Source organism: Candidatus Propionivibrio aalborgensis, assembly GCF_900089945.1.
Classification (GTDB): Bacteria; Pseudomonadota; Gammaproteobacteria; order Burkholderiales; family Rhodocyclaceae; genus Propionivibrio; species Propionivibrio aalborgensis.
In genome coordinates, this window is record NZ_FLQY01000062.1 from 1 (window position 1) to 24276 (window position 24276).

Annotated in this window: 26 protein-coding genes; 12 read left to right on the forward strand and 14 right to left on the reverse strand. The window is 59.1% G+C overall.

Features of this window, described 5'->3' with window-relative positions; translation table 11 throughout:
- From PROAA_RS19365 to glyA, 7 genes are all read right to left on the reverse strand, one after another.
- Positions 1-189 (reverse strand): hypothetical protein (locus tag PROAA_RS19365; RefSeq protein WP_186410177.1); only part of this gene is annotated, 189 nt, incomplete at its 3' end.
- Positions 159-893, reverse strand: coding sequence for a lipopolysaccharide kinase InaA family protein (locus PROAA_RS04305; RefSeq protein ID WP_186410153.1), 735 nt, complete (start codon positions 891-893; stop codon positions 159-161). The genes PROAA_RS04305 and PROAA_RS19365, both read right to left, overlap by 31 nt.
- Positions 890-1900, reverse strand: a complete 1011-nt coding sequence (locus tag PROAA_RS04310) for an alpha/beta fold hydrolase (RefSeq protein WP_186410154.1) — start codon at positions 1898-1900, stop codon at positions 890-892. Before PROAA_RS04310 ends, PROAA_RS04305 begins: the two co-directional genes overlap by 4 nt.
- 3 nt (positions 1901-1903) lie before the next feature.
- A complete protein-coding gene (locus PROAA_RS04315) occupies positions 1904-3130 on the reverse strand; it encodes an MFS transporter (RefSeq protein WP_186410155.1) in 1227 nt (408 codons plus the stop codon).
- Between the two features lie 109 nt (positions 3131-3239).
- Positions 3240-4343 carry a bifunctional diaminohydroxyphosphoribosylaminopyrimidine deaminase/5-amino-6-(5-phosphoribosylamino)uracil reductase RibD gene (gene ribD, locus PROAA_RS04320; RefSeq protein ID WP_186410156.1) on the reverse strand — a complete coding sequence of 368 codons (1104 nt, stop codon included), beginning with the start codon at positions 4341-4343 and terminating at the stop codon, positions 3240-3242.
- A 61-nt stretch (positions 4344-4404) separates the two neighbouring features.
- Positions 4405-4881 carry a transcriptional regulator NrdR gene (gene nrdR / locus PROAA_RS04325; protein ID WP_186410157.1) on the reverse strand — a complete coding sequence of 159 codons (477 nt, stop codon included), beginning with the start codon at positions 4879-4881 and terminating at the stop codon, positions 4405-4407.
- Between the two features lie 6 nt (positions 4882-4887).
- A complete protein-coding gene (gene glyA, locus PROAA_RS04330) occupies positions 4888-6150 on the reverse strand; it encodes a serine hydroxymethyltransferase (protein WP_186410158.1) in 1263 nt (420 codons plus the stop codon).
- 469 nt (positions 6151-6619) lie between these two features.
- Here glyA and PROAA_RS04335 point away from each other — a divergent pair, with 469 nt between their 5' ends.
- A complete protein-coding gene (locus tag PROAA_RS04335; RefSeq protein WP_186410159.1) occupies positions 6620-7369 on the forward strand; it encodes a hypothetical protein in 750 nt (249 codons plus the stop codon).
- 18 nt (positions 7370-7387) lie between these two features.
- Here PROAA_RS04335 and PROAA_RS04340 read toward each other — a convergent pair whose 3' ends face one another.
- Positions 7388-7897: a DUF4440 domain-containing protein gene (locus PROAA_RS04340; RefSeq protein ID WP_186410160.1), complete on the reverse strand. Its 510-nt coding sequence runs from the start codon at positions 7895-7897 to the stop codon at positions 7388-7390.
- Positions 7898-8189: 292 nt separating this feature from the next.
- On the opposite strand from PROAA_RS04340, the gene PROAA_RS04345 reads away from it, so the two are divergent.
- The 3 genes from PROAA_RS04345 to nhaA all read left to right on the forward strand — a co-directional run bounded on the left by PROAA_RS04345 (position 8190) and on the right by nhaA (position 10936).
- A complete protein-coding gene (locus PROAA_RS04345) occupies positions 8190-9323 on the forward strand; it encodes a toll/interleukin-1 receptor domain-containing protein (RefSeq protein WP_222102091.1) in 1134 nt (377 codons plus the stop codon).
- A 40-nt stretch (positions 9324-9363) separates the two neighbouring features.
- Positions 9364-9672, forward strand: a complete 309-nt coding sequence (locus PROAA_RS19370) for a DUF1272 domain-containing protein (protein ID WP_186410162.1) — start codon at positions 9364-9366, stop codon at positions 9670-9672.
- A gap of 79 nt (positions 9673-9751) precedes the next feature.
- Entirely contained in the window at positions 9752-10936 is a 1185-nt protein-coding gene (gene nhaA / locus PROAA_RS04355; RefSeq protein WP_186410163.1) for a Na+/H+ antiporter NhaA, read from the forward strand.
- A 19-nt stretch (positions 10937-10955) separates the two neighbouring features.
- Here nhaA and PROAA_RS04360 read toward each other — a convergent pair whose 3' ends face one another.
- Complete coding sequence (locus PROAA_RS04360; protein ID WP_186410164.1) at positions 10956-13169, reverse strand: FecR family protein; 2214 nt, start codon at positions 13167-13169, stop codon at positions 10956-10958.
- 163 nt (positions 13170-13332) lie between these two features.
- Positions 13333-14058 carry a YebC/PmpR family DNA-binding transcriptional regulator gene (locus PROAA_RS04365; protein WP_186410165.1) on the reverse strand — a complete coding sequence of 242 codons (726 nt, stop codon included), beginning with the start codon at positions 14056-14058 and terminating at the stop codon, positions 13333-13335.
- 152 nt (positions 14059-14210) lie between these two features.
- Between PROAA_RS04365 and PROAA_RS04370 the strand changes: the two genes are divergently transcribed.
- Both PROAA_RS04370 and PROAA_RS04375 read left to right on the forward strand, forming a co-directional pair.
- Positions 14211-15740: a helicase HerA-like domain-containing protein gene (locus PROAA_RS04370; RefSeq protein ID WP_186410166.1), complete on the forward strand. Its 1530-nt coding sequence runs from the start codon at positions 14211-14213 to the stop codon at positions 15738-15740.
- A 127-nt stretch (positions 15741-15867) separates the two neighbouring features.
- Positions 15868-16761: a DMT family transporter gene (locus PROAA_RS04375; RefSeq protein ID WP_186410167.1), complete on the forward strand. Its 894-nt coding sequence runs from the start codon at positions 15868-15870 to the stop codon at positions 16759-16761.
- Positions 16762-16809: 48 nt separating this feature from the next.
- Here the strand turns inward: PROAA_RS04375 and PROAA_RS04380 are convergent, their stop codons facing one another.
- The 4 genes from PROAA_RS04380 to PROAA_RS04395 all read right to left on the reverse strand — a co-directional run bounded on the left by PROAA_RS04380 (position 16810) and on the right by PROAA_RS04395 (position 20741).
- Positions 16810-17559, reverse strand: a complete 750-nt coding sequence (locus tag PROAA_RS04380) for a HesA/MoeB/ThiF family protein (RefSeq protein WP_186410168.1) — start codon at positions 17557-17559, stop codon at positions 16810-16812.
- A gap of 72 nt (positions 17560-17631) precedes the next feature.
- Complete coding sequence (locus PROAA_RS04385; protein WP_186410169.1) at positions 17632-18057, reverse strand: hypothetical protein; 426 nt, start codon at positions 18055-18057, stop codon at positions 17632-17634.
- 20 nt (positions 18058-18077) lie between these two features.
- Complete coding sequence (locus PROAA_RS04390; protein WP_186410170.1) at positions 18078-19493, reverse strand: S41 family peptidase; 1416 nt, start codon at positions 19491-19493, stop codon at positions 18078-18080.
- Between the two features lie 18 nt (positions 19494-19511).
- The gene (locus PROAA_RS04395) at positions 19512-20741 is read right to left on the reverse strand and encodes a murein hydrolase activator EnvC family protein (RefSeq protein WP_245664156.1); all 1230 of its coding nucleotides are present in this window, start codon (positions 20739-20741) and stop codon (positions 19512-19514) included.
- 305 nt (positions 20742-21046) lie between these two features.
- Between PROAA_RS04395 and PROAA_RS04400 the strand changes: the two genes are divergently transcribed.
- The 6 genes from PROAA_RS04400 to PROAA_RS04425 all read left to right on the forward strand — a co-directional run bounded on the left by PROAA_RS04400 (position 21047) and on the right by PROAA_RS04425 (position 24212).
- A complete protein-coding gene (locus PROAA_RS04400; RefSeq protein WP_186410172.1) occupies positions 21047-21355 on the forward strand; it encodes an ArsR/SmtB family transcription factor in 309 nt (102 codons plus the stop codon).
- 117 nt (positions 21356-21472) lie between these two features.
- On the forward strand, positions 21473-21892 hold the full coding sequence (locus PROAA_RS04405) for a rhodanese-like domain-containing protein (RefSeq protein WP_186410173.1): 420 nt from the start codon (positions 21473-21475) through the stop codon (positions 21890-21892).
- A gap of 20 nt (positions 21893-21912) precedes the next feature.
- Positions 21913-22164, forward strand: coding sequence for a glutaredoxin 3 (gene grxC, locus PROAA_RS04410; RefSeq protein WP_186410178.1), 252 nt, complete (start codon positions 21913-21915; stop codon positions 22162-22164).
- A gap of 56 nt (positions 22165-22220) precedes the next feature.
- Positions 22221-22715, forward strand: coding sequence for a protein-export chaperone SecB (secB, locus tag PROAA_RS04415; RefSeq protein ID WP_186410174.1), 495 nt, complete (start codon positions 22221-22223; stop codon positions 22713-22715).
- Between the two features lie 55 nt (positions 22716-22770).
- Entirely contained in the window at positions 22771-23220 is a 450-nt protein-coding gene (locus tag PROAA_RS04420) for an SH3 domain-containing protein (protein WP_186410175.1), read from the forward strand.
- A gap of 2 nt (positions 23221-23222) precedes the next feature.
- Positions 23223-24212 carry an NAD(P)H-dependent glycerol-3-phosphate dehydrogenase gene (locus tag PROAA_RS04425; protein ID WP_186410176.1) on the forward strand — a complete coding sequence of 330 codons (990 nt, stop codon included), beginning with the start codon at positions 23223-23225 and terminating at the stop codon, positions 24210-24212.
- Positions 24213-24276 lie beyond the last annotated feature (64 nt).

The window sequence follows — 24276 nt, forward strand, 5'->3', positions numbered from 1 at the left end:
CATTTCCTTGCGGAAAAATTCGTCCGGAATCTGGATCAGAATGCCAGCGCCGTCACCCATCAACGGATCCGCGCCGACAGCGCCCCGATGATTCAGATTTTTCAGAATCAGCAGACCCTGCTGGATGATCGAGTGGCTCTTCAGGCCCTTGATATGCGCTACAAAACGAATACTACGAACGGCCGGGATCGTCTCTGCCCGGTGTAATCAAGGTAGAAGCGCAAGCGCTGGCTGCGGGAAAGCTGGTACTTGGCCACTTTGTCGAGGCAAGCCAGATCCTTGATGATGCGGTATTTCAGAAACACGCCCCACCACATACCGCCGCTAGGGCAATCGATCAGGTACACCGTTGGGCTGCCACCGCCATCCACCAGCAGGTTGCGCCATTTCAGATCGTTGTGGGCAAAACCAGCCGCGTGCAGCGTGCGGGTAATGTTGGCAACCTGCCGCAAGACCTGGGCCATCCAGCGCCGGTCACGCAGGCATGGGTCGCTGGCGGTCGCCAACCTCTCCAGATCGGTCGTGTTCGGGATTTCCTCGGTGATCAGTGCACCGCGCACGAAACTGCCGTACTTCCGCTCCAGTCCATACCCCACCAATGTGGCTGTCGGGATACCCCATTTCCGGAACAGCAGCAGGTTTTTCCACTCCTTGACGACGCGCTGGGGGGCAACCAGTCCACGCAGGCCGAACCAGCGCCGTACGGCATTCTTGCCGTTGCCAAGATAGCGTTTGACGTAATAGCGCTTGCCGTCTGCCGTCACCCGTAGCACACGGCTAACAGGTGACTTCGCAACTTGCTCCCCTTTCGTGGCGAAGGTTGCATCCAGTGTGCCAAACAAGCGTTCGGCCTCTCCGTTGGCATAGTCGGGGTTAAGCCACCAGCGCTTCATTCAGCGCGCCTCGGTCTAGCGGAAATCACTGCTACCCGATGACTTCCGGGACAGCGGGTTGTCAGGCTTGAACCCAGACCTGCAAGGTGCGCGGAATCCATGTCAGTCAGCATTGATGTGCAAGTCGCTCGAAAAAAATCGTCCAGCAGATTCGCGATGATTTCCGGCTGGTCATGGTGAAGATTATGTCCGCAGTTGTCGATCAGGCGTTCCTCCACTTGGGAAAAGCAGGCCATGCGTTCCCGGTAATCATCCGGGCGGTCGGCGAACTGTTTCATGATTTTCGAGTCGCGACCGGCGACCCAGAGCGTTGGCGCGCTCACTCTCCGCCAGCACGCCTTGGCTTCCTCCAGCGGATAGAGCACCGGGCTGATCCAGCGATGGCGCGGGTCTGCGGCGAAAACAAAACCGGCGCTAGCGCCGGGGTCCGTGTCGACCTCACGCAACGAATGATCGGCAAGGAACGCCGCCCGTGCTGGCGTCAGACGCGGATTGTCCGCGCACAGTCTCACGGCATAGTCTTCGCGATTGGCGTAAGGACGGAACGCCGGGTTGTTGTCGCGGATCTGCTGCAGCCATTTTCCGAACCGGTCGGGGGTTTCGCCGGGAGCCGAGACCCACAGTCCGAAGCCTTCAAGATTGGCAAAGCGGGATACCCGCTCCGGGCGAATGCCGGCGTAGAGGCTGGCGACTATGCCGCCCAGGCTGTGCCCGGCAATCTGCACCGGTTGCACCGGGGAATAATGGGTCAGCAGGGCATCGAGGTCGGCAATGTAATCGGCGAAAACGTAAGGGCCCTCGTTCCATTGCGACTGGCCGAATCCGCGCCAGTCGGGCGCGATGATTCGCCAGTTGCCCTGCAGCGCATCGACCGCAAATTGAAACGAGGCGCCAACATCGCCCCAGCCGTGCAGGAAGAAGAACGTTGGCGCACCGGCTTCGCCCCAGACTCGGACGTGATGGCGCCGCGCGCGCAATGAAACGAATTCGGAGCGGGACGTGCGCATGGTTCAGGCCGAGGCCGACGCCGCATCGGGTTGCAGAACGGCCGCTTCGCGAATCGGCAGGTTGACCAGTGCCGCGAGGCTCGCCAGTACCATGTCGGCGTACCACATCCATTGATAGTCGCCGAATTGCGTGATCGACAGGCCGCCCAGCCAGGCGCCGAGAAAGCCGCCGATCTGATGCGAGAGCAGGGTCAGCCCGAACAGCGTTCCGAGATAGCGGACTCCGAACAGTTTGCCGACGATGGCGGCGGTTGGCGGTACGGTGGCCAGCCAGGTGAAACCGAGGCCCGCGGCAAAGAGATAAAACGTCAGATCGGTTCTTGGCGCAGCCAGAAACAGCGCGATCAGTATCGCGCGCGAAGCGTACATCCAGAACAGCACGTATTTGCTGCGATAGCGGGAAACGCAGGCGCCAGCAAAAAGGCTGCCGAAGATGTTGGCCAGGCCAATGATGGCCAGCGACCAACTGGCTACCGAGGGCGGCAGGCCGCACAGATCGACCTCGCCCGGCAGATGGGTGACGAGAAAGGCAATGTGGAAACCGCAGGTAAAGAATCCGGCGTGCAACAGCAGATAGCTCCGGTCAGCCAGTGCTTCCTGAACGCTGCGCCGCAGCCCGATTTCGGCCGTGCCAACCGGCTGATGCGCCGGGTCGACCGGACGGGACACCGTCCTGATCAGTGGCAGAGCGACAAGAGTCATCAAAGCCAGAGCCCACATGGACCCCATCCAGCCCATGGCCTGAATCAGTTTTTGCAGGACTGGAGCAAAGACGAACTGCCCGAAGGAGCCGCCCGCGTTGATGATGCCGGAGGCCGTACCACGTGCTTCCAGCGGCAGGCGGGTGGAAGCGGCGCCGATCAGCACTGAGAAACTGCCGGCGCCTGAACCCATGGCCGAAATCAAGCCCAGTGAAAAGACCAGTCCCCAGGTGCTGCTCATGAACGGCGTGATGGCACTACCGAGCGCCAGTAGCAGCAGGCCGCCCTGCAGCACCCGGCGTGGTCCGAAACGGTCGGCCACGGCACCAGCCAGTGGCTGCACGGCGCCCCATGTGAATTGCCCGACGGCCATGGCCAGGCTGATCGAGGCAATGCCGAGGCCGGTACTCGAATTGAGTGGTGCCAGGTAGAGGCCGATCGACTGACGCGCGCCCATCGTCACCATCAGGATGCCGGCGGCCGAGAGTGTGACAGCCCATAGAGCCGGAGTATTGAGCGAGCGAAACATGAGTCGGTTTTCCAGGGCCTTCGACAGGCGGTTTGAGTGTCAGTCGCGAGCGGAGTTCAAAGGATGCCAGCAAAGCGCGTTGATTGCTGGTGATTCGCAGACACTGTCGTCAAGCCGGCCGTTCATTCGCTGCGAATCGAGCCAGTATTCGCACGTCGGGGCCGACCAAGCGCAGATCGCGAATGGCCAGTCTGTGACGGTCTTCCAGTGTTGCAAGTGCGGGCAGGTCGAACATGCCGAGCGCCGCATTACCGATCAGGCAGGGCGCAAGATAGATCAGCAATTCATCGACCAGTCCTGCCGCCAGCAAGGCCCCGTTGAGTCGGAAGCCCCCCTCGACGTGCAGCTCGTTGATTCCGCGTCGCCCGAGTTCATCCAGCAAGGCCGGCAGATCCACCTTGCCGATAGCACCGGGGAAACGCACAACTTCTGCACCACAGGCGCGCAGTGCGGCGGATTTTTCGCATTCTTCGCTCGCGGTTGCCACCAGCACCCCGCCGTCGTTCAGAACCCTGGATTCGAGCGGCAATTCGAGAGCGCTATCGACCACCACTTTCAGCGGCTGGCGCGAGGTGGCCACGGCTCGGACGTTAAGCTGCGGGTCGTCGTCGCGTACCGTGCCGATGCCGCTCAGAATGGCGCAGGCGCGCGCTCTCCAGCGATGCCCGTCGTGCCGGGCCGCAGCCCCGGTGATCCACTGACTGACGCCGTTTTCCAGCGCCGTTTTTCCGTCCAGGCTGGCCGCCATCTTCATGCGCAGCCAGGGCCGGCCACGCGACATGCGCGCAGCAAAACCAATGTTGAGTTCGCGCGCCTCGGCTTCCAGCAAGCCGCATTCTGCTTCAACACCGGCTGACGCCAGCAAGGCCATTCCCTGTCCGGCCACCTGCGGATTGGGATCCTGCATCGCCGCGACCACGCGCGTTACCCCGGCGGCAAGCAGCGCCTCGGCACAAGGTGGCGTACGGCCATGATGGCTGCAGGGTTCGAGGGTGATGTAGGCAGTTGCGCCGCGCGCCTTGCTGCCGGCGGCTAGCAGGGCGTGGGTTTCAGCGTGCGCTTCGCCTGCGCGCCGGTGCCAGCCTTCGCCGGTCACTGTGCCGGACTGAACGATGACGCAGCCAACGCGCGGATTCGGCGTCGTGGAAAAAAGGCCGAGTTCGGCGAGACGCAGTGCCCGCGCCATGAATTCATGATCGGCGGCGCTGAACATCTAAGAACCTAGCCCGCTTCCAGGTCAGCTACGCACATGGCTGGAACGCCGAATCAGGCAGCTATACCGAACGGCTACGCCGCTGGAGGGGGCGAGAAACTTCGCGAATGAGATCGGAAAACTCATCGATATCTTCAAAATTCCGATAGACCGAAGCAAAGCGGACATAGGCGACCTTGTCGAGCTTCTTCAGTTCGCGCATGACCATCTCCCCGATCTTCTCCGAGGGGATTTCGCGTTCGCCCAGCGTCAGCAGCTTTTCTTCGATGCGGGCCGTCGCCGCATCAACGGCCTCGACCGTTACCGGGCGCTTGCGCAAGGACAGCCACAGACTGGCGGAAAGCTTCTGGCGGTCGAAATCGACTCGCGAGCCATTCTTCTTGACCACCTGCGGCAGACGGATTTCAGCCCGCTCGTAGGTTGAAAAGCGCTTGTCGCAGGTCAGGCAGCGTCGGCGCCGACGGACGATGTCCCCGTCATCGTTGATTCGGGTATCGGCGACCGTCGTGTCTTCAGCAGCGCAGAAGGGGCATTTCATCGGTGTTCAGTTGCCGTAGACGGGGTGCTTCTTGCACAGAACCGACACTTCGCCACGGACGCGCGCCAGTACCGCTTCGTCGTTCGGCGCATCAAGCACGTCGGCGATCAGATGGGCGACCTGCTCGGCCTCGATTTCGCCGAAGCCGCGTGTCGTCATCGCTGGCGAGCCGATGCGGATGCCGGAGGTGACCATCGGCTTCTGCGGGTCGTTCGGGATTGCGTTCTTGTTGACGGTAATGTGCGCCTTGCCGAGCGCCGCTTCGGCTTCCTTGCCGGTAATGTTCTTGCTGCGCAGATCGACGAGGAAGACGTGCGACTCGGTTCTTCCGGAGACGATGCGCAGACCGCGCTCTTCGGCCAGTACGCGCGACAGCACGCGCGCATTGGCCATCACCTGTTCCTGATAGTCGCGGAACGCCGGCGTCAGCGCCTCCTTGAACGCCACCGCCTTGGCGGCGATCACGTGCATCAGCGGACCCCCCTGCAAACCGGGGAAAATCGCCGAATTGACCGCTTTCTCGTGCTCGGCCTTCATCAGGATCACGCCGCCGCGCGGGCCGCGCAAGGTTTTGTGCGTCGTCGATGTCACGACATCGGCGTGCGGCAACGGATTCGGATAGCAGCCGGCAGCGATCAGGCCGGCGTAGTGGGCCATGTCGACCCAGAAGATCGCGCCGACTTCTTTTGAAATCTTTGCGAAGCGTTCGAAATCGATGCGCAGGGAATACGCCGAGGCACCGGCGATGATGATTTTCGGTTTGTGCTCGCGGGCTAGCGCTTCCATCTTGTCGTAATCGATGGCTTCCTTGGCATCGAGGCCGTAGGCGACGACCTTGAACCATTTTCCGGACATGTTCAGCGCCATGCCGTGCGTCAGGTGGCCGCCTTCGGCGAGGCTCATGCCCATGATCGTGTCGCCCGGCTTGGCAAAAGCCATCAGCACCGCCTGATTGGCCTGCGAGCCCGAATTCGGCTGCACGTTCGCCGCGTAATTGTGCTGATTCGCGTTGAACAGTTTCTTCAGGCGGTCGATGGCGATCTGCTCGGCAACATCGACATGCTCGCAACCACCGTAGTAGCGCTTGCCGGGGTAGCCTTCGGCATACTTGTTGGTCAGTTGCGAACCCTGCGCCGCCATGACGGCGTGGCTGACGTAGTTCTCGGAGGCAATCAGCTCGATGTGCTCTTCCTGGCGGCGATTCTCATCTTCAATCGACTGCCACAGTTCAGGATCAACTTTCGCCAGGGTATCTTTCGCGGAAAACATCGTCTGCCTCACCAACCATTGAAGGGACGAGGATTGTAGCACGCGGGCAGGTGCGTTGAGCGGCGCGCGGCGGCGCTGTCTGTAGTGTCCATCCGTCTGCGTCAGCTTGAACCCGGCATCGCCTGTCCCTGCCTTCAGAGTCTTCTGAGCGGGAATTCAAAAGGAATGAAAAGCGGTGTAAGTTGTCGCCTGGACAGGCACAGCAGAGTTGCTTGTCGACTAATGCTCCGCCCGCAACCGGACACAGGAGTGCAAATGGAAACGTCTCCGATCCCTTTGGCCGCAGTTGTCTTGATGCACGCCTAGCGCGGGCTGGTGGAAGTGCTACGCACCATGCGGCAGGTGTTTTGTGTGAAAGATTGATGAGAGGGGACGGGAGCTATTTGAAGGAGCGTATCGGAAATTTTGGGATCGTGTCGAATCGTGCAAGACACCCCTTTGCCGAAACAATTCCTATGCGATGTGCGACTTGGCTGGAGAAGCCGACTGGCACCCTCCTGTCGGCCTCATGGTCGGCGGAGAACTTCGTGAATCAATTAACGAACTCAATGCTTGGCGCAGGAATTTAGCCAACCTCAAAGACTGGTCCGAGATCCTTGCAGACTATGACCAAAACGACGCATGGGCTTTGCGCAATCATTTTGTCGAACCGATGGTCTATTTCTGCATGCTCCAACCGAGTTCTACTCGGGACCGACTTGCTCAAGTAGCCACCAATGGCATTCACCAAGCCAATCTATGTACACAGGCTGGCTACAAGGATGTGCTGGACCAGGACAGGCTCATGCCGGGGAAATTCCTGGGACGACCTAGGACTGAGAGACAACTTGCGAGACTCGCCAAACACTGGGCTGGCGCCGACCGATTGTTAGCAGCATTGCAAAGTTTGGATTCCGAGAGTTATCGGCAACAGACTTTTGACTATCGCAATCGGGCCAGCCATTTCATTGCGCCACGACTTGAATTGGGTGAGGTTCAGTTTGTTACGCGGAGTATCGTTCCCGCCACACGCATGGTCCAGCAACCCGACGGTAGTTACCGGCAAAAGGAAATCGACGGAAAGAAGGTCGTTGCCTATGATTTGGGAGGAATTCGTCCGCTTACTCTGAACGAAATAATCGAAACAAACTCGTGTGAATATCACTTCGCTATTGCAGCACTGGACGCCTATTCGGACCTGCTACGCGAAATCGTCAGCGCAAAGACCTCAAAGGGGTAGGGCTCGAAGGGTCACCCATTAGCGCTTGCTTGCGGCTACTGACTTCTTCTCGGGCATTGCTGATGAATGGTGGCTTGTAATCAGCCACTCCGAACCATTCCAGCGGTAGGTGTAGGTGTAGCGTCCGCTGACGACGGCCCCTGTTTTGGCGAAGGTGAAGGTGTAGAGGCCTGCATCAAACGCGGTGTTGCAGCCGAGTTCAACGAATCGCAAGTCGATCTTGCCGGAGGGGCGGTCCTCCAGAAAGTGATGGAAGTAGTCTTCCTTCTCGGTGGGTGTGAGGCGCGGCTTGTTTGAAACCGTCGGCAGGAGGATGGACAGCTCGGCGTAGTTGGCGACCACTTTATGTGGATCGCCTGTCTGCAGCGATCGATTCCAACGATCGAACAATGCCGCGATTTCCACTTCGGATGTGGCCTTGCAGCTCTCGGTGCGTACGCTTTTCACGTCGGTCTGTGTGGCCTGGTTTGAGGCGCAGCCGACGAGTGCTGCGGTGACGCAATACAAACCCAATGACTTGATCTTCATACGACGCTCCTATAAGCGAGAAAACGTTGAGGCCAACCGTTCAACATACGGAGCCTGCGGGGTGGCGAAGCCGCAAAGGTAAATCCTGGGCGCCAGCATACACTCAGTAGTCGGCTGGGCAAACGATATGGCTGCAACGCCTGTCTGGTCGGCGCTGAACGACGATCCGTTGCGAATGACGCAGCGCGCAACGTAGAATTAATCATGGAATTTGCGAGTTCATATTCTGTCCATCGGGCGTCTCGTGGTGGGGCGAGCCGGGGGAACCGAATGAGGTGTGGAGGGCTTTACTATGACATCCTGTTTTTTGTCGTATAGCGAATCATATCGACCGTTAATGGAAACCCTGCGGCGTCTTCTTGAGATACTGGAGTTCAAGATCGATGTCTTTGATGGCCCCGACCTTGATCGGCCGCCACTTGCCGAATTTCAGCATCGGGTTCTTGCCGCCGATTGTGTCGTTCTTCTTCTCGGGCCGAGGGAGCCCCGTCCAGGGCAACAGGATATCGAGCCGGCGCCTTGGCCTGCGGAAGAGGGCATCTACGCGGTGGCCAAGGAGAAACCCGTGGCACTCTTTGTGCATCCCGGAACGCGGATTCCGGAAACGCTGCGCACACTTCAGACCCCGGCACGCTTTGACTTCTGGAGTGCGGACGACTTTGTAAAGAACGTGCACAACATCATGAAGCATCTGCTCGATTTGAAGCGGCGAATCGATTTGCCAGCCGGTAATCAACCGTTCGTTTTTACGAAGCTGATCGCGCGAAACCGGATCCAGCGGGATGGAACACTCAAGATCGATATCTATCATGAAGTCGTGGCCCGTCAGCAATGCGCCCGATTTCATCATCATCTCGATACCGGGATGGACACGCGCGCCGATGCTCGAATCCGGCTCACGACCCCAGACGCCTACGACATTGAAGCGACACTTCAATCCGGTTTGCATCATGTGACGCTCGCGTTCGAAGGCGTTACCGAACGTGTCATCCCTTACTTTGTGAATGTTGATCCCCCCCTGGCTCCGGGAGAACGCCTCGGATACCGGCGCGAGTTCACCCTGAACAACTTCTTTCCCTTGTCCTTGAGCGAACTTGCCAAACTGGCGGGGGAAGAAGGTTTCCCGGAAGCCTATAAGGTGGATGGGAAGGCCTACTATGGTCGGGTCTGGGACGTTCTCTACGAAATGGAAAGCATCCAGGTGGCAATCCATTTCCCGCGCAAGGTGACGATCAGGTCGAAGCGAGCAGCAGCGTTTGCCTTGCCTTCGAGAACCTTGAACGCTCTTGAGACGGAACGTTGCAGCTCCAACGATTGCCTGAGCCTTGACGAGGCGGCAGACTCCGGAGAACGAATCCTGTGCCTGAAGGTGCGTCGTCCTCTAATGAACCATCAATATGTTCTCCTCTACGAACCCAACGATTAGGCAACAGGCCTTGCCGCCCGAAAAATACGAAAGGCGTACGATGCTCGAACTGAGACCAAGCTGTGAGAACTGCAACACGCCGTTGCCCCCGGACTCGCTTGAGGCACGTATTTGCAGCTATGAATGTACATTTTGCGCTACCTGCGTCGACAGCGTGCTGGACAATGTTTGTCCAAATTGCGGCGGGGGCTTTGCTCCCCGGCCCGTCAGGCCGTCAACAAACTGGAAGGGTGACAACTTTCTGGGCAAGGATCCGGCGAGCGAGCAAATCAAGCATCGTCCGGTTGACGCGGCGACGCATGCGGCATTCTCGGCTGCGATCCGAGCCATCGCACCCGAAGACCGGTAAGCCGCGGCGATTGAGCATCTCTGAAGGCGCCGTTGAACCGGAAGCCGTATTCTTTTGATGTTCCTACCGGAAGATGATTATGGGCACAGACCAGCAACACTTATCGAAATCGTTCCAGGAATTCTTCGATTCGGAAAAATCGAACGGGATTCTGCTGATCATCTGCACAGTGGCGTCGCTCCTTATTGCGAACTCCGCGGTCGGTACTGCGTATCTGGATATGTGGCATACGAAAGTTGGCGGTCTCAGTCTTGAACATTGGGTCAACGATGCGCTGATGGCGGTATTCTTTCTGCTGATCGGTCTGGAACTCGAACGCGAGCTTTACAACGGCGAGCTTTCAAGTTTGCAGAATGCCCTGCTGCCGATTTTTGCGGCCATCGGTGGAATTGTCGTGCCCGCATTGATCCATTTCACGCTCAATTCGGGGACGCCGACGCAAGCGGGATTCGGGATTCCGATGGCTACCGACATTGCATTTGTTCTGGGCGTTCTGGCAATGCTCGGCAAGCGTATTCCCGCGTCGCTGAAAGTGTTTGTTGTGGCGTTCGCGGTCATCGACGATCTGTGCGCGATCATCATCATCGCCGTCTTCTACACGGCGCAACTCTCGATTGCGTACCTGGCAGGAGCATTTGCCGTCTGGGCGTTGCTGCTGGGGTTGAATCGGATTTTCCGAGTCATGTCGCTTGCGCCTTATGTGCTTGGCGGCGTGTTGATGTGGTTTTTCATGCTCAAGTCGGGGATTCACGCGACAATTGCCGGTGTCATGCTGGCCTTCGCGATTCCATTTTCCGCCAAGGAAGACGACGAAAAGTCGCCATCGTACCGGCTCGAACATTTCCTGCACAAACCGGTTGCCTTTGTCATTCTGCCGATCTTCGCACTGGCGAATACGGGAATCCTGATTGGTGCGGATTGGATGCAAAGCCTGACCAGCGCGAACAGTATCGGCATCATGGCGGGTTTGTTTCTGGGCAAACCACTCGGCGTGACCTTGCTTTGTTTCATTGCCGTTGCCGGCGGCATTTGCCGTTTGCCTCCCGATTTGAAGTGGGGGCACATTCTTGGCGCAGGGGTTCTTGGTGGTATCGGATTCACGATGTCGATATTCATCACCAATCTCGCTTTTGCCGAAGACGCGCAGATCATAAATGCATCGAAAATGGCCATCCTTTTGTCATCGTTGATGGCGGGAATCTGCGGCTTTCTGTGGCTTAAGCTGGTAACCAATACCGAGACGGTGAACAAGCGCTCGGGTTGATCGAACTGCGGTGTCGGTTTCAGCGTTTCTCCGCATCATCGCGCTGATGCCGCTGCTTCTCCCGTCCGTTTTGTCCGGGTCGCTGGCTCTCCGGTTGATGTTGAGTGTTGGTTGCTGCGCGCGCCTCCGCAGACCGGCTGGCCTGGCCGCCGGCATTGCGCGGTACTTCATGGCGGGGTTCACGGACTACCGGCATTGGCGTTTCAGGGCGTACGGGCGGCGCTTGTCGCACCTGTTGCTGGCTCACTTCGCTGCGGGCTTCACGCTGGGGCGAGCGCATCGCGGGTTCTTCGCGCCGGTTGGGGCGTTCCTGGGCGCGCGACTCAAACGGCTCGGTTCTGGACCAGGGCGCTGTCCGTGTATTTTCCGGGACTGCCCGTGCGTTTTCCTGTGGCGCAACACGTGGCGCGGCCTCAATGCGCGATTCGCGCTGCGGTTGGCGCATTGCAGTCTCTTCGCGCCGGTCGGGACGTTCCGGGGTACGCGGCTCGAACGATCCGGGTCTGGATTGAGTCTCTGTCCGTGCATTTTCCGGGACTGTCCGTACGTTCTCCTGTGGCGCAACACGTGCAGCGGCCTCGATGCGGGGATCGTGCTGCGGTTGGCGCATCGCAGGTTCTTCGCGTCGGGCAGCGCGTTCCTGCGTGCGCGGCTCGGACGATCCAAGTCTGGACTCTGGTGTTGGCCGCACGTTGTCTGGCGATCCCCGGTCGCTCCTCAACGGCACGGCCTCAGAGGAGGGTCGCGCTGACGAGCGTGCCCGTGGCTGGGAATCGCGCATTTCCGGAGCGGTCGGGTTTGCAACAACCGGCGTTTGGCGCTCTCGTTCCTGTCGGGCAACGGATGGGCCGGAACGGTCGCGGGGCTCGTGCCTGCTGCGTGATTCAATCTGCGGTGGGGGAGGCGTGGCAATTGGGGCTGCGGCCTGCAGCGGCTGGTTGCGAAGTGCGTGATGATCTCTGGGTGATAGCGCAGCCGACTGTACCGGGCGACGGTGAGTGACGACATCGGCAGGCACGAACGTCACTGCCCGTGACGACTCGCGGTGAGCGTAACGCGTCTTCTGCACGACATGCTGAGGTCGGTTGACGATCTCTGTCACGTTGTTAATGTGGGTGACGTGCGTGACATTGATGTGGCGTACGTATTTCGGGCTGCTGCGATAGGCGGGTACGTAGACCTCGCGCGGGGCGAGCGGAAACCAGCCGACCGTGGGTCTGGTGCCGATGGCGATTGAAATGCCGATTCCCGGTGATCCGATCCAGGCGACCATGGCTGGCGAGTAGGCCGGCCGGGCAACCCGTACACCCGGCACCCAGCCCCAGGCCCCGCGGTGGTGTACCCAGCGGCCGTAGTGGAAGGGAGCAAAGCCCCAGGGTTCATAGGCGACCCAACTCCATCCCCACGGCGCGACCCAGGCCCAGTGCCCGTTCCGGTAGGGCGCCCAGTCAGGTGCGACAGCGCGCGGGTACCAGATGGCCCCATACTCGGTGTTTTGCGACCAGCTGCCATAGGCGTCGAGGTCCTCGGCGCCGGTCATTTCGGGCGAAACATAGCGGGTGTAGGCGGTGGACGCCGGTCGCCGGTCACGTGCGGCGCTCCACTGGGTGAAATCGTCATTGATGGCCGTCGACAGACGGTAGCGCGTCTGGTCACCGCCCTGTCCGGTTTGCCAGAACTGCGCGCTTTGCCCGGCACCGATTTCGAGGCTGCTGTCTTTCGACTCGAAATGCAGCGAGCCGTAGTACGCGGTGGCGCTGGAACTGTTGGCATCCGCGTCAAAGCGGTAGATCCCTGCATCGTTTGCGTTGAACCGACCGTTTGGCGTGTTCAGTTCGAATTCGCGTGCGACATCGCGCGACGGCAGTTTGGCGATTGCCCGGCCCCCGCTCAGGTAGAGGCGTACCTGTTCATCGTCGATCCGCGAGAAATCCAGCGTCGTGTCCGAATCGAGGCGAACGGTCATCGAGCCGATCTGGATTTCGGCCTGGGAACCGGGCCCGGTGGTCAGGACGTCGCCACTGGTGAGCGGGTGGTTCAGCGGTGCGCTGTACGATTCGCCGGTCTCCGGGTTGTACAGGCTGACCGCGCCCGAGCCGGAGCCGGATAGCCAGGCGATGCGTCCGATGCGTCCCGGCGGATCAGCCAGGGCTGGCGTGGTGAACAAGAGGGCACAGGCCAGCGCGGCGACCAGCTTGTACCAGTGGTGCGGGGAGAGTAGCGAGTTGAGCATGGTGTTCCGTCCAGAGTCGGGTTGGTCTGGGCCCGCGTGCAGCCTTGGCCTTTGAACAACCTAACGTCCGAAGCGGCGCTTCGGCTACAACGGATACACTTTGTTGCACAATCGAACAACTGTTTCAAATACTGAAGTACCGAGTACGCCCTGAGAAACCGGGTTACTCCTCGAGTATCACGTTGGTGTAAACGTCCTGCACATCGTCGAGGCTTTCCAGTACATCGATCAGCTTCTGCATTCTGACGGCATCGTCGCCAGTCAATTCGGTTTCATTTTCGGCCTTCATCGTGACCTGCCCGAACTCGGCGCTGAAGCCTGCGGCCTCAAGGGCTTCCTTGACGCTCATGTATTCACTGGGCGGGGTAATGACTTCGATCGAGCCGTCGTCGTTGCTCAGCACATCGTCGGCACCGGCTTCGATGGCGGCATCCATCAGTGCGGCCTCATCGGTTCCGGGCGCAAAGAGCAGTTGGCCGCAGTGCGTAAACTGGAATGCGACACAGCCGTCGGTCCCCATGTTGCCGCCGTGCTTGTTGAAGGCGTGGCGAACTTCCGCCACGGTACGCGTGCGGTTATCGGTCAGGCAATCGACGATCACCGCTGCACCGCTGATGCCGTAGCCTTCGTAGCGAATTTCGACGTAATCGACCCCTTCGAGTTCGCCGGTGCCTTTCTTGATGGCGTTATCGATCTTGTCCTTGGGCATGTTGACGCCCTTGCCCTTATCGACCGCCAGGCGCAAGCGCGGGTTGAAGCCTGGGTCACCACCCCCCATTTTGGCCGCAACGGTGATTTCCTTGGCGATCTTGGAGAACATCGCGCCCCGTTTTTCATCCTGCCGTCCTTTACGGTGCTGGATGTTCGCCCATTTGGAATGTCCGGCCATGCTAACCTCTTCTCTTGCTGGGTTTGCAACCGGCCTGTTCTAAAAACACGGACGGTTGCGGATAGTTGATGGTTGATACTTGATAAAATCGGCAGATCGCCAAGCCGCGCATTTTAACACCACCCGTCCGTCCCTTTTCTACGGAGTGCCTCATGGCCGAACCGCTCATTGTTGCCCGACACAAACTGACCGATCTGGGACTGCTTCCCGCACTGGCCAACCGCCATGGATTGATTACCGGTGCAACCGGTACCGGCAAGACGATCACCCTGCAGGTACTGGCCGAGCGGTTTTCGGCGATTGGCGTTCCGGTGTTCATGGCTGACGTCAAAGGCGACCTTTCCGGTCTTTCGGCGCCGGGGGTCGAGAGTGCGAAGTTCAAGCAGCGGCTTGACACGCTGGGTATCAGCGACTGGACTGGGGCAAAATTTCCGGCGTCCTTCTGGGATGTCAGCGGTGAGCAGGGGCATCCGGTCCGCGCAACGATTTCGGACATGGGACCGATTCTGCTTTCGCGCCTGCTCAATCTCAACGATACCCAGTCAGGCGTGCTGCAACTGGTGTTCAAGATCGCCGACGACAACGGCCTCCTGTTGCTCGACCTCAAGGATCTGCGCGCCATGGTTCAGCATGTCGGCGAAAACGCGAAAACGTTTACCACCGAGTACGGCAATGTTTCAGCCGCGTCCATCGGAGCGATCCAGCGCGGCTTGCTGACGCTGGGCGAGCAGGGTGGGGAAGCCTTCTTTGGCGAGCCGATGCTCGATATCGCCGATCTCATGCAGACCGATGGCGGCAAGGGCATTGTGAACATTCTCGCGGCAGACAAGTTGATGTCGTCGCCGCGTCTCTATTCGACCTTCCTGCTCTGGCTGCTCTCCGAGCTGTTTGAAAATTTGCCCGAGGTGGGCGATGCGGACAAGCCGAAGCTGGTCTTCTTCTTCGACGAAGCGCACCTGCTGTTCAATGAAGCGCCACCCGCGCTGCTGGAGAAAATCGAGCTGGTCGTGCGGCTGATCCGCTCAAAAGGCGTTGGCGTCTACTTCGTGACGCAAAACCCGCTGGATATCCCCGACAGCGTGCTTGGCCAGCTTGGCAACCGGGTGCAGCACGCATTGCGCGCCTTTACGCCTCGCGACCAGAAGGCGGTCAAGACGGCGGCCGACACTCTGCGCGCCAATCCGGCCTTCGATGCGGCGGCGGCGATTACCGAGCTGGGTGTCGGCGAGGCGCTGGTCTCGTTTCTCGACGAAAAGGGGCGGCCGAATGTCGTCGAGCGTGCCTTCATCCTGCCGCCGGCATCGCGGATCGGTCCATTGACCGCGGAGGAGCGGCAGGGCGTCATCAAGGCTTCGCTGGTCTACGGTGTTTACGAAACAGCGCTGGATCGTGAGTCGGCCTACGAGAAGCTGAAGAGCAAGCGGACCGCCGAGGCAGCGCCGACGCAGCCGTCGGCGCCAGCGCAGGTTCCGGCGAATGCGCCCGCATCCGGCGGTGGCTGGTTTGGCGGATTGGGGGACCTTATTGGCGGCAGTTCGGGAAGTGGTGGCCGTAGCAGGGGCGGTGATTCGATGGTCGAAATGGCCGCCAAAAGTGCCGCGCGCGCCATCGGTTCGCAAGTCGGACGCTCAATCATCCGTGGGGTGCTCGGATCGATCCTTGGCGGTTCGCGCCGACGATAGTTCCGAAGGCGAACAGTTTTCAGTCGCCCGCAGGGCGGGAACACGATAGCAGCGTCATTGCATGGCTTATGAATGCAGGATCCGCTGATGACCGTGTGCTCTTATCCATCCAACTCAGGAATCCGGTTTGAAACGTCTATCTGCCGAACGCCTTGGCGTGGTCCTCGCCATCTTCGCGGCGCTCGGTTTTTCGTTCAAGGCGATTCTGATCAAATTGGCCTATGCGGCAGCGCCGGTCGATGCGGTGACGCTGCTATCCATACGTATGATTTTTGCGCTGCCGGCTTTCCTATGGGTGGGTTTCGTGGTCAGTCGCTCGGCACCGCCATTGACACGGCGCGACTGGGGCAAACTCGTGGCGCTCGGCTTGCTCGGCTACTACGGGGCCAGCATTCTCGACTTCATCGGACTGCAGTACATTTCGGCAGGACTTGAGCGCCTGATCCTGTTTACCTATCCGACACTGACCGTGATGATCGGTGTGCTGTTCATGGGCAAGGCGCTGGAAATGCGCGAGGTGATTTCACTGCTGCTCTCCTATTGCGGCATCGGCCTGGCTTTCGCGCATGACCTCCAGGTGGCCAACGACATGGCGACGGTCCTGATCGGCGGAGCATTCGTGTTTGCGTCCTCTCTCTCGTACGCCTTCTACCTGTCGGGTAGCGGGCCAATGATCCAGCGCCTCGGTTCTGCACGCTTTACGGCGCTGGCCATGCTGGTGTCGACACTGGCGGCGCAGTTGCATTTCTTTGCCGTACAACCGATCTCCGCATTCATTCAACCGCTTCCGGTCTATGCCTACTGTTTGGCGATGGCTTTGTTTTCCACGGTGCTGCCGGTGTTCATGCAATCGGCGGCGATCCGGCGCATCGGGTCTTCCAAGGCCGTGCTGATCGGCACGCTGGGGCCGGTGCTGACCATATTCTTCGGGTGGTGGCTGCTCGGCGAGCCGCTTTCGCTGGCACAGATGGGCGGTGCCGGGCTGGTCCTTACCGGCGTCTGGCTGGTTTCGCGGCGCTGAGAAGTAGGGGAAGAGACTGGATGGACCACGCCTCACTCCAGTGCGCGTTCACCCTGTTCCGCAAACAGCGCACTTCGAATCCTTGCCGAACTTTACGCAGCGCCAATCCATCGTCAAACCATCAAAGAGCAGCAGTCGTCCCACGGCCGGCTCGCCTGTTCCGCAGATGACTTTCAAGGCTTCGGCCGCCTGCATGGCGCCGATGATGCCGGTGAGCGGCGCGAAGACGCCCATCACCGCGCAGCGCTCTTCCTGGACGTCTTCGCTTTCCGGAAACAGGCAGTGGTAACAGGGCGAGTCTTCGCGCCGCGAGTCGAACACGGAGAGCTGCCCGCTGAAACGGATTGCCGCGCCTGAAATCAGCGGCGTGCGATGTATGACGCAGGCGCGATTGACAGCGTACCGCGTGACAAAATTGTCGCAGCAGTCGAGTACGACATCGGCATCAGCAATCAACGCTTCCAGCCGTTCGTCGGCAAGGCGCTCGCAAATCACTTCGACCGTCACTTCCGGATTGATTTGCAACAGCGCCGTTTGCCCCGAAAGCGCTTTGAACTGACCGACACGCTCCTGCGTATGCAGAATCTGGCGCTGCAGGTTGGTCAGGTCAACCCGGTCCCCGTCGGCCAGTGTGATCCGCCCGACGCCGGCGGAGGCGAGGTAAAGCGCAGCAGGTGAGCCGAGGCCGCCAGCTCCGATCACCAGTGCGCGTGCGCCAACAATTTTGGCCTGGCCCTCGATGCCGATTTCGTCGAGCAGGATATGCCGGCTGTAGCGCAGCAACTGCTCGTCATTCATCTGGTCTGAACGGTGTCTGTTGAACGAGGTCGCGCGCTCTTTCGAGGCTGGCCTGCCTCGTATCGCCTGGCACTATTTATACTCACGCCATTCCGGCGGGGTATCGTCGTGGTCGCCGTGCGGGTGGCGTTCCCAGGCATGCGTGTAGGCTTCGTGCTGCGATTTCTTGAGCGGGCGCTCGGGCGCATCGAGATTATGCAATTGGGTTTCTTCCACGTAGTAGATCAGCGCGCGCATCATCTTGCTCATCAGGGTATTGTCGAGGTGATAACCCTTATCCTCGAGGGCGCCTTCGAGCTCCTGCAGGGAGTGCTGATGAAGATCATAGGCCACACCGACAGCCCGGCGCTCGACACGCGGCTCGACCTCCACGTGTTCAATCTTGCTGAGAAAGTCGGAGGCCTCCGGCACCTGACCGGGGGGGAACTTCGAAAACAGAACATTCCGTTCCTTGCGGATCGGTGGCGTCTTGTTTGGCGAAGCTGCCGGTCGTTTCATCTTTCACGTCCGGATGACGGCTACGGCCTGTTCTGCATGATCTGCAGTCCCTTGAGCAGGTTGATCGCCTGACCCAGCTGGTAATCATTTTTCGATGCCAGTTCGCGGCTGGGTGGTTCAGACGCTTCGTCGTCCTCATCCCTGGACGGATTGCCCTTCGATTTGGCTGGCGCCTTGCTTTGCGGTTTGGCCGGCGTGGCAGCGTCCTTGTCTTTGCCATCCTTGTTGTTTTCAAGATGATGTTCCAGATCGGCTTCGCGCAGGCGCATCGAAGAGCTGCCGTTCGCCTTTTCCTCGACCACGATGTCGGGCGCGATGCCTTTGGCCTGAATGGAACGACCCGACGGCGTGAAGTAACGCGCTGTCGTCAGCTTGATGGCCGTGTTGCCGGGCAGCGGCAGCACGGTCTGCACCGAGCCCTTGCCAAAGCTCGTGGTACCCATGATGATCGCGCGCTTGTTATCCTGCAGCGCACCGGCAACGATTTCGGAAGCTGAAGCCGAACCCCCGTTGATCAGAACGACCATGGGCACCGTGCGTGCTTCGGCCGGCAGGTTCTTTATGTAATCGTCCTGCCCACTCCTGCGCAGGTAATCCTCCGGCGACGAGTAGAACTTGTGCTTGGCATCCGGTGTGCGGCCATCGGTCGAGGTCACCAGCGTTTTCGGTGGAAGGAACGCGGACGATACGCCAATGGCCGTGTTCAGCAGCCCTCCTGGATCGTTGCGCAGATCAAGCACCAAACCCTTGAGCGGCCCTGGTTTATAGAGCTCGTTGAGGTGTTTGATCAGTGCGGCAGCCGTGTTTTCCTGAAAGGACGTGATGCGCAGATAGCCGTAGCCATCCTCGACCAGCTTGGACTTGACGCTTTGCACCTTGATGATTTCGCGCGTCAATGTGATCTCGACGGGCTTGTTTTCGCCCTTGCGCAAGATGGAAAGCTTGATCTGGGTCTTCGGTTTGCCACGCATGCGTTTGACCGCTTCGGTGAGCGTCAGGCCTTTGACCAGCGTGTCGTCGATCTTGAAAATCAGGTCGCCGGATTTAACTCCGGCACGATCAGCGGGAGTGTCCTCAATCGGCGAGACGACCTTGACCAGGCCGTCTTCCATCCCCACTTCTATGCCGAGTCCGCCGAACTCGCCCTGCGTTCCCACCTGCAAATCCTTGTAGGCGTCAGCATCCAGATAGGTGGAATGCGGATCCAGATTCGAGAGCATTCCGCTGATGGCATAAGTAATCAGTTTCTTGTCGTCGACCGGCTCGACGTAACCCTGCTTGATGGCGTTGAAAACCCCGGCAAAAGTGCGCAACTCCTCGATGGGGAGGCTGGTGGGGGTCTCTTTTTCGGCCATCGCCGAAAACTGCAGGCTGATCAGGATGCCGCCCAGTATTCCGGCGCAAATCAGCCCGGCTTGCTTCAACTTACCCATCAATTTCGCTCCAAGACATTATCATTTCAGGTTGACCCATTTAAGGGGGTCGAGCGGTTGTCCGTCATGCCGCAATTCAAAGTATAAACCGGATTCAGGGTTGCCACCGCTGTTCCCCACGGCGGCGATGGTGGCGCCCCCCTGTATGTTGTCGCCGACCTGTTTGAGCAGCGCATCGTTGTTTCCGTAGATCGACAGATAACTGCTGCCGTGATCGATGATCATCAGATTGCCGAAACCGCGCATCCAGTCAGCAAATACGACGCGGCCGGCGGCTATGGCCTTGACGTCGCTGCCCTGACCGGAGCGGATGAACAGTCCCTTCCAGGTGCTGCCCTCCTGGCGTGGCCCGCCAAAACGATTGCTGACAACCCCTCGGACGGGCAAGCGCAGCGCGCCTTTCAGCTGCGCAAAGTTCCCGGCAGGCGTAGCTTCCGGCGTGCTTTCGTTGCTGATTCCCTTGGCCGGCGGTTTTGTTGGTGTCGGCTTCGCAACGAGCTTCGTCGCCAAGCGACTGATCAGACTCGAAAGCTGTTTTTCGTCGCGCTGCAGGTCACCGATTTTGCGCTTCTGCTGCGCGATGTCCTTCGAGATGCTGTCAAGAACCACTTGGCGTTGCTCGCGCTGGGCAACAAGTTTGCCGTGTTGTTCCTTTTGCCTGGCTTCGATGGTCACCATTTCCTCAGTGCGTTTGCGGGTTTCGGTGGCGAGTGCCTGCTTGCGCTGCAAACTGCTTTCGATTTCATTGAGGAGCTGGCTGCGTGCTCGACCGATGATCGCAAGATAATGAAGATCGCGGGCCATCTGGTTCGGATCGTCACCGTTGAGCAGAAGCCGGAGCGAATCCGGGCGGCCCAGCAGGTATTGCCGATAAACCAGTTTCCCCAATTGCACCTGCTGACCGTCCAGGTGATTCTCCAATTCCCGTGCCTGGCTAGCCAGATCATCCAGAACTGCCTGTTGTTTGACACGCAGAGTGGTCAGGTTGCGCAGGTCGTGCAGAGTCGCAGAGATTTTCTGCTCGACGTCTTTTAGCTGGTCGGCAACATCCGATCGCTTGCCCTCGGCGGCTACCACGCCTTTGCGCAATGATTTGATCTGTCCGCGCAGCTCCTGCAAATCCTCCTTCTTTTCGGCAACATCGGCTCTCGTTGGTGGAGCACTGCTTTCTTCCTTGGCCAGCGCGTCGTCGGGCATTGGCAGGCCGCTACACAGCAGAGCGAATAACAAGGCGCACGCGAGACGCTTCAAGGCTGCTCCGGATTCGGCGTGTGCGGGAACTTGATGTATTGCGCGGTTAATGGGGTTCATACGACTTGGTGGTCTGCTTCGCATATAACGGAACATAAAAACTTGTCTTTGCGCGTCTGGCGTTGTGGCGCATCCTCGCGATAGCTGGCTATCGCTGTGGTTCGCGCCTCGCCAGTCGCGAAAATCCGGCGTTTTCATCGGTCCCGCCATTTGCAAAGCAGACCACTCGGGGATTGCCCTGGGGGCGCCCCCAGGATCGATAATTATTCTATAATGAATCCCGGTACTTAACGAGTGTCTGGTAAGTGGCAATTCAAGTTAGCATCATCGACAAGCAGGAGCACATTGAACAGGCGGCGCGTGCGCTCAAGTCGATATCACACCCGTTGCGTCTCAAGATACTGTGTGTGGTCGGTGACCAGGAGGCTTGCGTACAGGAGATTGTCGATGCGGTCGGCACGTCTCAGAGCAACATCTCTCAGCATCTGGCCATATTGCGCGAAAAGGGAGTTTTGCTGACGCGCAAGGATGCCAACCGCGTTTACTATCGTGTCGGCGATGCGCGCACCTTGCAACTGATTGGCATGATGCGCGAGGTTTTCTGCGGCGATTAGGTCACTCGGGATAAGCAGGCGGCGAGGGTTGCCCTTTTTTCGTTTTCGCGCCTTGATTGGCGTGTCCCTTGATTCCCGCATTTTTTTGTTTTTTTCTTGCAGTTTCTGGAGCTTCGCTTGGAATTCATTCAGCAAAACATTTATCTTATCTCCATTGCCCTCATCAGCGGCGGCATGTTGGCATTCATGTCCTTCCGACGCCCGGCCGGCAGCAACACGCTGACGTCAACACAGGCGACGCTACTGATCAATCGTGAAAACGCACAGGTGATCGATTTGCGCGAGCCCGATGAGTACATTTCCGGGCACTTGCCGGAATCAAGGAATATTCCGGCCGGGAGGCTACAAGAACGTGCCGGTGAACTGGACAGGTTCAAGGAAGGTCCGCTGCTCTTGATCTGCCAATCCGGGTCACGTTCAAGCACTGCCAGCAAGCAACTGGCAAATCTCGGTTTTGCAAAGGTCCACTGCCTTGAGGGTGGAATCAATGCCTGGCGCACAGCCGGGCTGCCGCTCAAGAAAGGCGCGAAAAAGTGAGCGTTGCGCCGCGTGTGGTGATGTACTCGACGGCGGTTTGTCCCTTCTGTGCGCGGGCAGAGCAGTTGTTGCACGCACGAGGTGTCTCCGAAATCGAAAAAGTGCGTATCGACCTTGATCCGGCACGGCGCGCCGAGATGATGGAAAAAACAGCGCGTCGCACTGTTCCACAAATCTACATCGGCGATACCTATGTCGGTGGGTGTGATGAGCTGTTCGCGCTCGACCATGCCGCCAAGCTTCTTCCATTGTTATCAGGCGAAGCGGTCTGAGACATGGACTATTTGCCAGATACTTCCTTCAACAATTCACCACTAAAGAAACCATCATGACTGAACAAGCAGCCCCTTCACAAGAAGCCCCCTCATTCGCTATCGAAAAACTCTACGTCAAAGATCTGTCGCTTGAGGTCCCGAACGCTCCGGAAATCTATCTGGAACGTGACGCTCCGGAAGTTAACATTCAGCTACAGACCGGTGTTCGCACAATGGGCGACGGAGTCTATGAAGTGACGCTGACGGTAACCGTGACGGCCAAACTGGCCGAAAAGACCGTCTTCCTCGTCGAAGCCGGCCAGGCGGGTATCTTCCGCGTAAAGAACGTGCCGGAAGAGAACCTTCAGCCGCTGCTGTCGATTGCCTGTCCGAACATTCTGTTCCCGTATTCCCGTGAGCTCATTTCCGAGTCGATAACGCGTGCAGGTTTCTCCCCGGTCATTCTGCAGCCGGTCAATTTCGAAGCGCTTTTCGCTGCTCGTGCCCAACAGGAACAGGCCGCGGCCGCGGCCGCGGCGGGTACTGCGGGTGTCGAAACGATTCAGTAACCAGATATCAACAAATTGTTGTCCGGATCTTGAAAGACAAAGAGGATTGCTCGAAATGAAGCGACTGCCGAACGTGTTGCTGCTCTTTTTCTTCGTTGCCTCAGGCTTTTCCATGTCGGCGAACGCGATTGAATTCCGAACGGTGAATGCCGCGACGGTGCTCTACGATGCGCCTTCGCAGCGAGGCAGCAAACTGTTCGTAATCAGGAGTGATACACCGGTAGAGGTGGTCGTCAGACTCGAAGGCTGGTCCAAGGTACGGGATGCCGAAGGCGGCCTGGCCTGGATCGAGCAGACGTACTTGTCCGACAAGCACTCGGTCATCGTCACGGCTGATCGAGCCGATGTGCGTCGCAAAGCGGATGATTCTTCGTCGCTGGTCTTCGAGGCCGAAAAGAACGTTGTACTGGAGTTTGTCGAAATGGCGCCCGGTGGCTGGATCAAGGTTCGCCACCGGGATGGCGCTTCGGGCTATGTGAGAGCCAATCAAATCTGGGGCTATTAGGTTTGAATCTCACCGTCATTGCCGCGGGTGCCTGGGGCACGGCACTGGCGATCACCTTCAGTGCCAGACACCGCGTCACGCTGTGGACACGCGAGGACGACGTGACGCAGTCCATGCAGGTCGAGCGTGAAAACAGGCATTTCTTTCCCGGCTATCGTTTCCCTGATGCACTGCAGATCGGCACTGTTTTCGATTCTTCGGTGGCCGACGCCGATTTACTGATCCTGGCCACTCCGCTGATCGGTTTCCGCAGCACGCTGCGCATGCTGGCCGACGCACGCCAGGTGAAGCCGCTGATCTGGGTGTGCAAAGGAATGGAAGCGGGCACTGCGAAACTCCCACATCAAGTGGTTGCCGAAGAACTCGGCGATGAGGTTCTGTGCGGTTCGCTGAGTGGGCCCAGCTTCGCCGAAGAAGTGGCAAAGGGCTTGCCGACGGCCATCGCTCTGGCGTCGAGAAGCGCTGATTTCGCCCGGAAGACTGCGCGCGAACTGCACAGCTCACGTTTGCGCATCTACGCCAATGACGACCTCACTGGCGTCGAAGTCGGTGGTGCAGTGAAGAACGTTATGGCTATCGCCACCGGCATCTGCGATGGTCTCGGTCTGGGCCACAATGCGCGTGCTGCGCTGATGACGCGCGGACTGGCCGAGATTGCCCGGCTCGGTGTTGCACTCGGCGGACAGCCGAACACCTTCATGGGCTTGGCTGGCATGGGCGACCTCCTGCTGACCTGCACAGGTGACCTGTCACGCAACCGGCAGGTCGGGCTGGCGCTTGCCAAAGGCCGCAAACTACCGCATATCCTCGCCGAGCTCGGGCATGTGGCCGAGGGTGTAAGTACGGCGCATGAGGTTGCTCGCCTGGCCGGACAACTTGGAATCGAAATGCCGATCACGCAAGCCGTCGAAGCCATCCTGCACCGCAACGTGCCGGCGTCGGAAGCCGTAGAGCAACTGCTGAACCGCGATCCGACGACGGAAATCCAGTAGCTCTAGCAGCCTGTCGGGCTTAACCGGCATTATGCTATAATCATAGCTGATTGAATCAGACGGA

Excerpts from the sequence above, each read along its gene's own strand:
- PROAA_RS04305 (WP_186410153.1), bottom strand. The coding sequence starts at position 893 with ATGAAGCGCTGGTGGCTTAACCCCGACTATGCCAACGGAGAGGCCGAA.
- PROAA_RS04310 (WP_186410154.1), bottom strand. The coding sequence starts at position 1,900 with ATGCGCACGTCCCGCTCCGAATTCGTTTCATTGCGCGCGCGGCGCCAT.
- PROAA_RS04315 (WP_186410155.1), bottom strand. The coding sequence starts at position 3,130 with ATGTTTCGCTCGCTCAATACTCCGGCTCTATGGGCTGTCACACTCTCG.
- ribD (WP_186410156.1), bottom strand. The coding sequence starts at position 4,343 with ATGTTCAGCGCCGCCGATCATGAATTCATGGCGCGGGCACTGCGTCTC.
- nrdR (WP_186410157.1), bottom strand. The coding sequence starts at position 4,881 with ATGAAATGCCCCTTCTGCGCTGCTGAAGACACGACGGTCGCCGATACC.
- glyA (WP_186410158.1), bottom strand. The coding sequence starts at position 6,150 with ATGTTTTCCGCGAAAGATACCCTGGCGAAAGTTGATCCTGAACTGTGG.
- PROAA_RS04340 (WP_186410160.1), bottom strand. The coding sequence starts at position 7,897 with ATGAAGATCAAGTCATTGGGTTTGTATTGCGTCACCGCAGCACTCGTC.
- PROAA_RS04345 (WP_222102091.1), top strand. The coding sequence starts at position 8,190 with ATGACATCCTGTTTTTTGTCGTATAGCGAATCATATCGACCGTTAATG.
- PROAA_RS19370 (WP_186410162.1), top strand. The coding sequence starts at position 9,364 with ATGCTCGAACTGAGACCAAGCTGTGAGAACTGCAACACGCCGTTGCCC.
- nhaA (WP_186410163.1), top strand. The coding sequence starts at position 9,752 with ATGGGCACAGACCAGCAACACTTATCGAAATCGTTCCAGGAATTCTTC.
- PROAA_RS04360 (WP_186410164.1), bottom strand. The coding sequence starts at position 13,169 with ATGCTCAACTCGCTACTCTCCCCGCACCACTGGTACAAGCTGGTCGCC.
- PROAA_RS04365 (WP_186410165.1), bottom strand. The coding sequence starts at position 14,058 with ATGGCCGGACATTCCAAATGGGCGAACATCCAGCACCGTAAAGGACGG.
- PROAA_RS04370 (WP_186410166.1), top strand. The coding sequence starts at position 14,211 with ATGGCCGAACCGCTCATTGTTGCCCGACACAAACTGACCGATCTGGGA.
- PROAA_RS04380 (WP_186410168.1), bottom strand. The coding sequence starts at position 17,559 with ATGAATGACGAGCAGTTGCTGCGCTACAGCCGGCATATCCTGCTCGAC.
- PROAA_RS04385 (WP_186410169.1), bottom strand. The coding sequence starts at position 18,057 with ATGAAACGACCGGCAGCTTCGCCAAACAAGACGCCACCGATCCGCAAG.
- grxC (WP_186410178.1), top strand. The coding sequence starts at position 21,913 with ATGTACTCGACGGCGGTTTGTCCCTTCTGTGCGCGGGCAGAGCAGTTG.
- secB (WP_186410174.1), top strand. The coding sequence starts at position 22,221 with ATGACTGAACAAGCAGCCCCTTCACAAGAAGCCCCCTCATTCGCTATC.
- PROAA_RS04420 (WP_186410175.1), top strand. The coding sequence starts at position 22,771 with ATGAAGCGACTGCCGAACGTGTTGCTGCTCTTTTTCTTCGTTGCCTCA.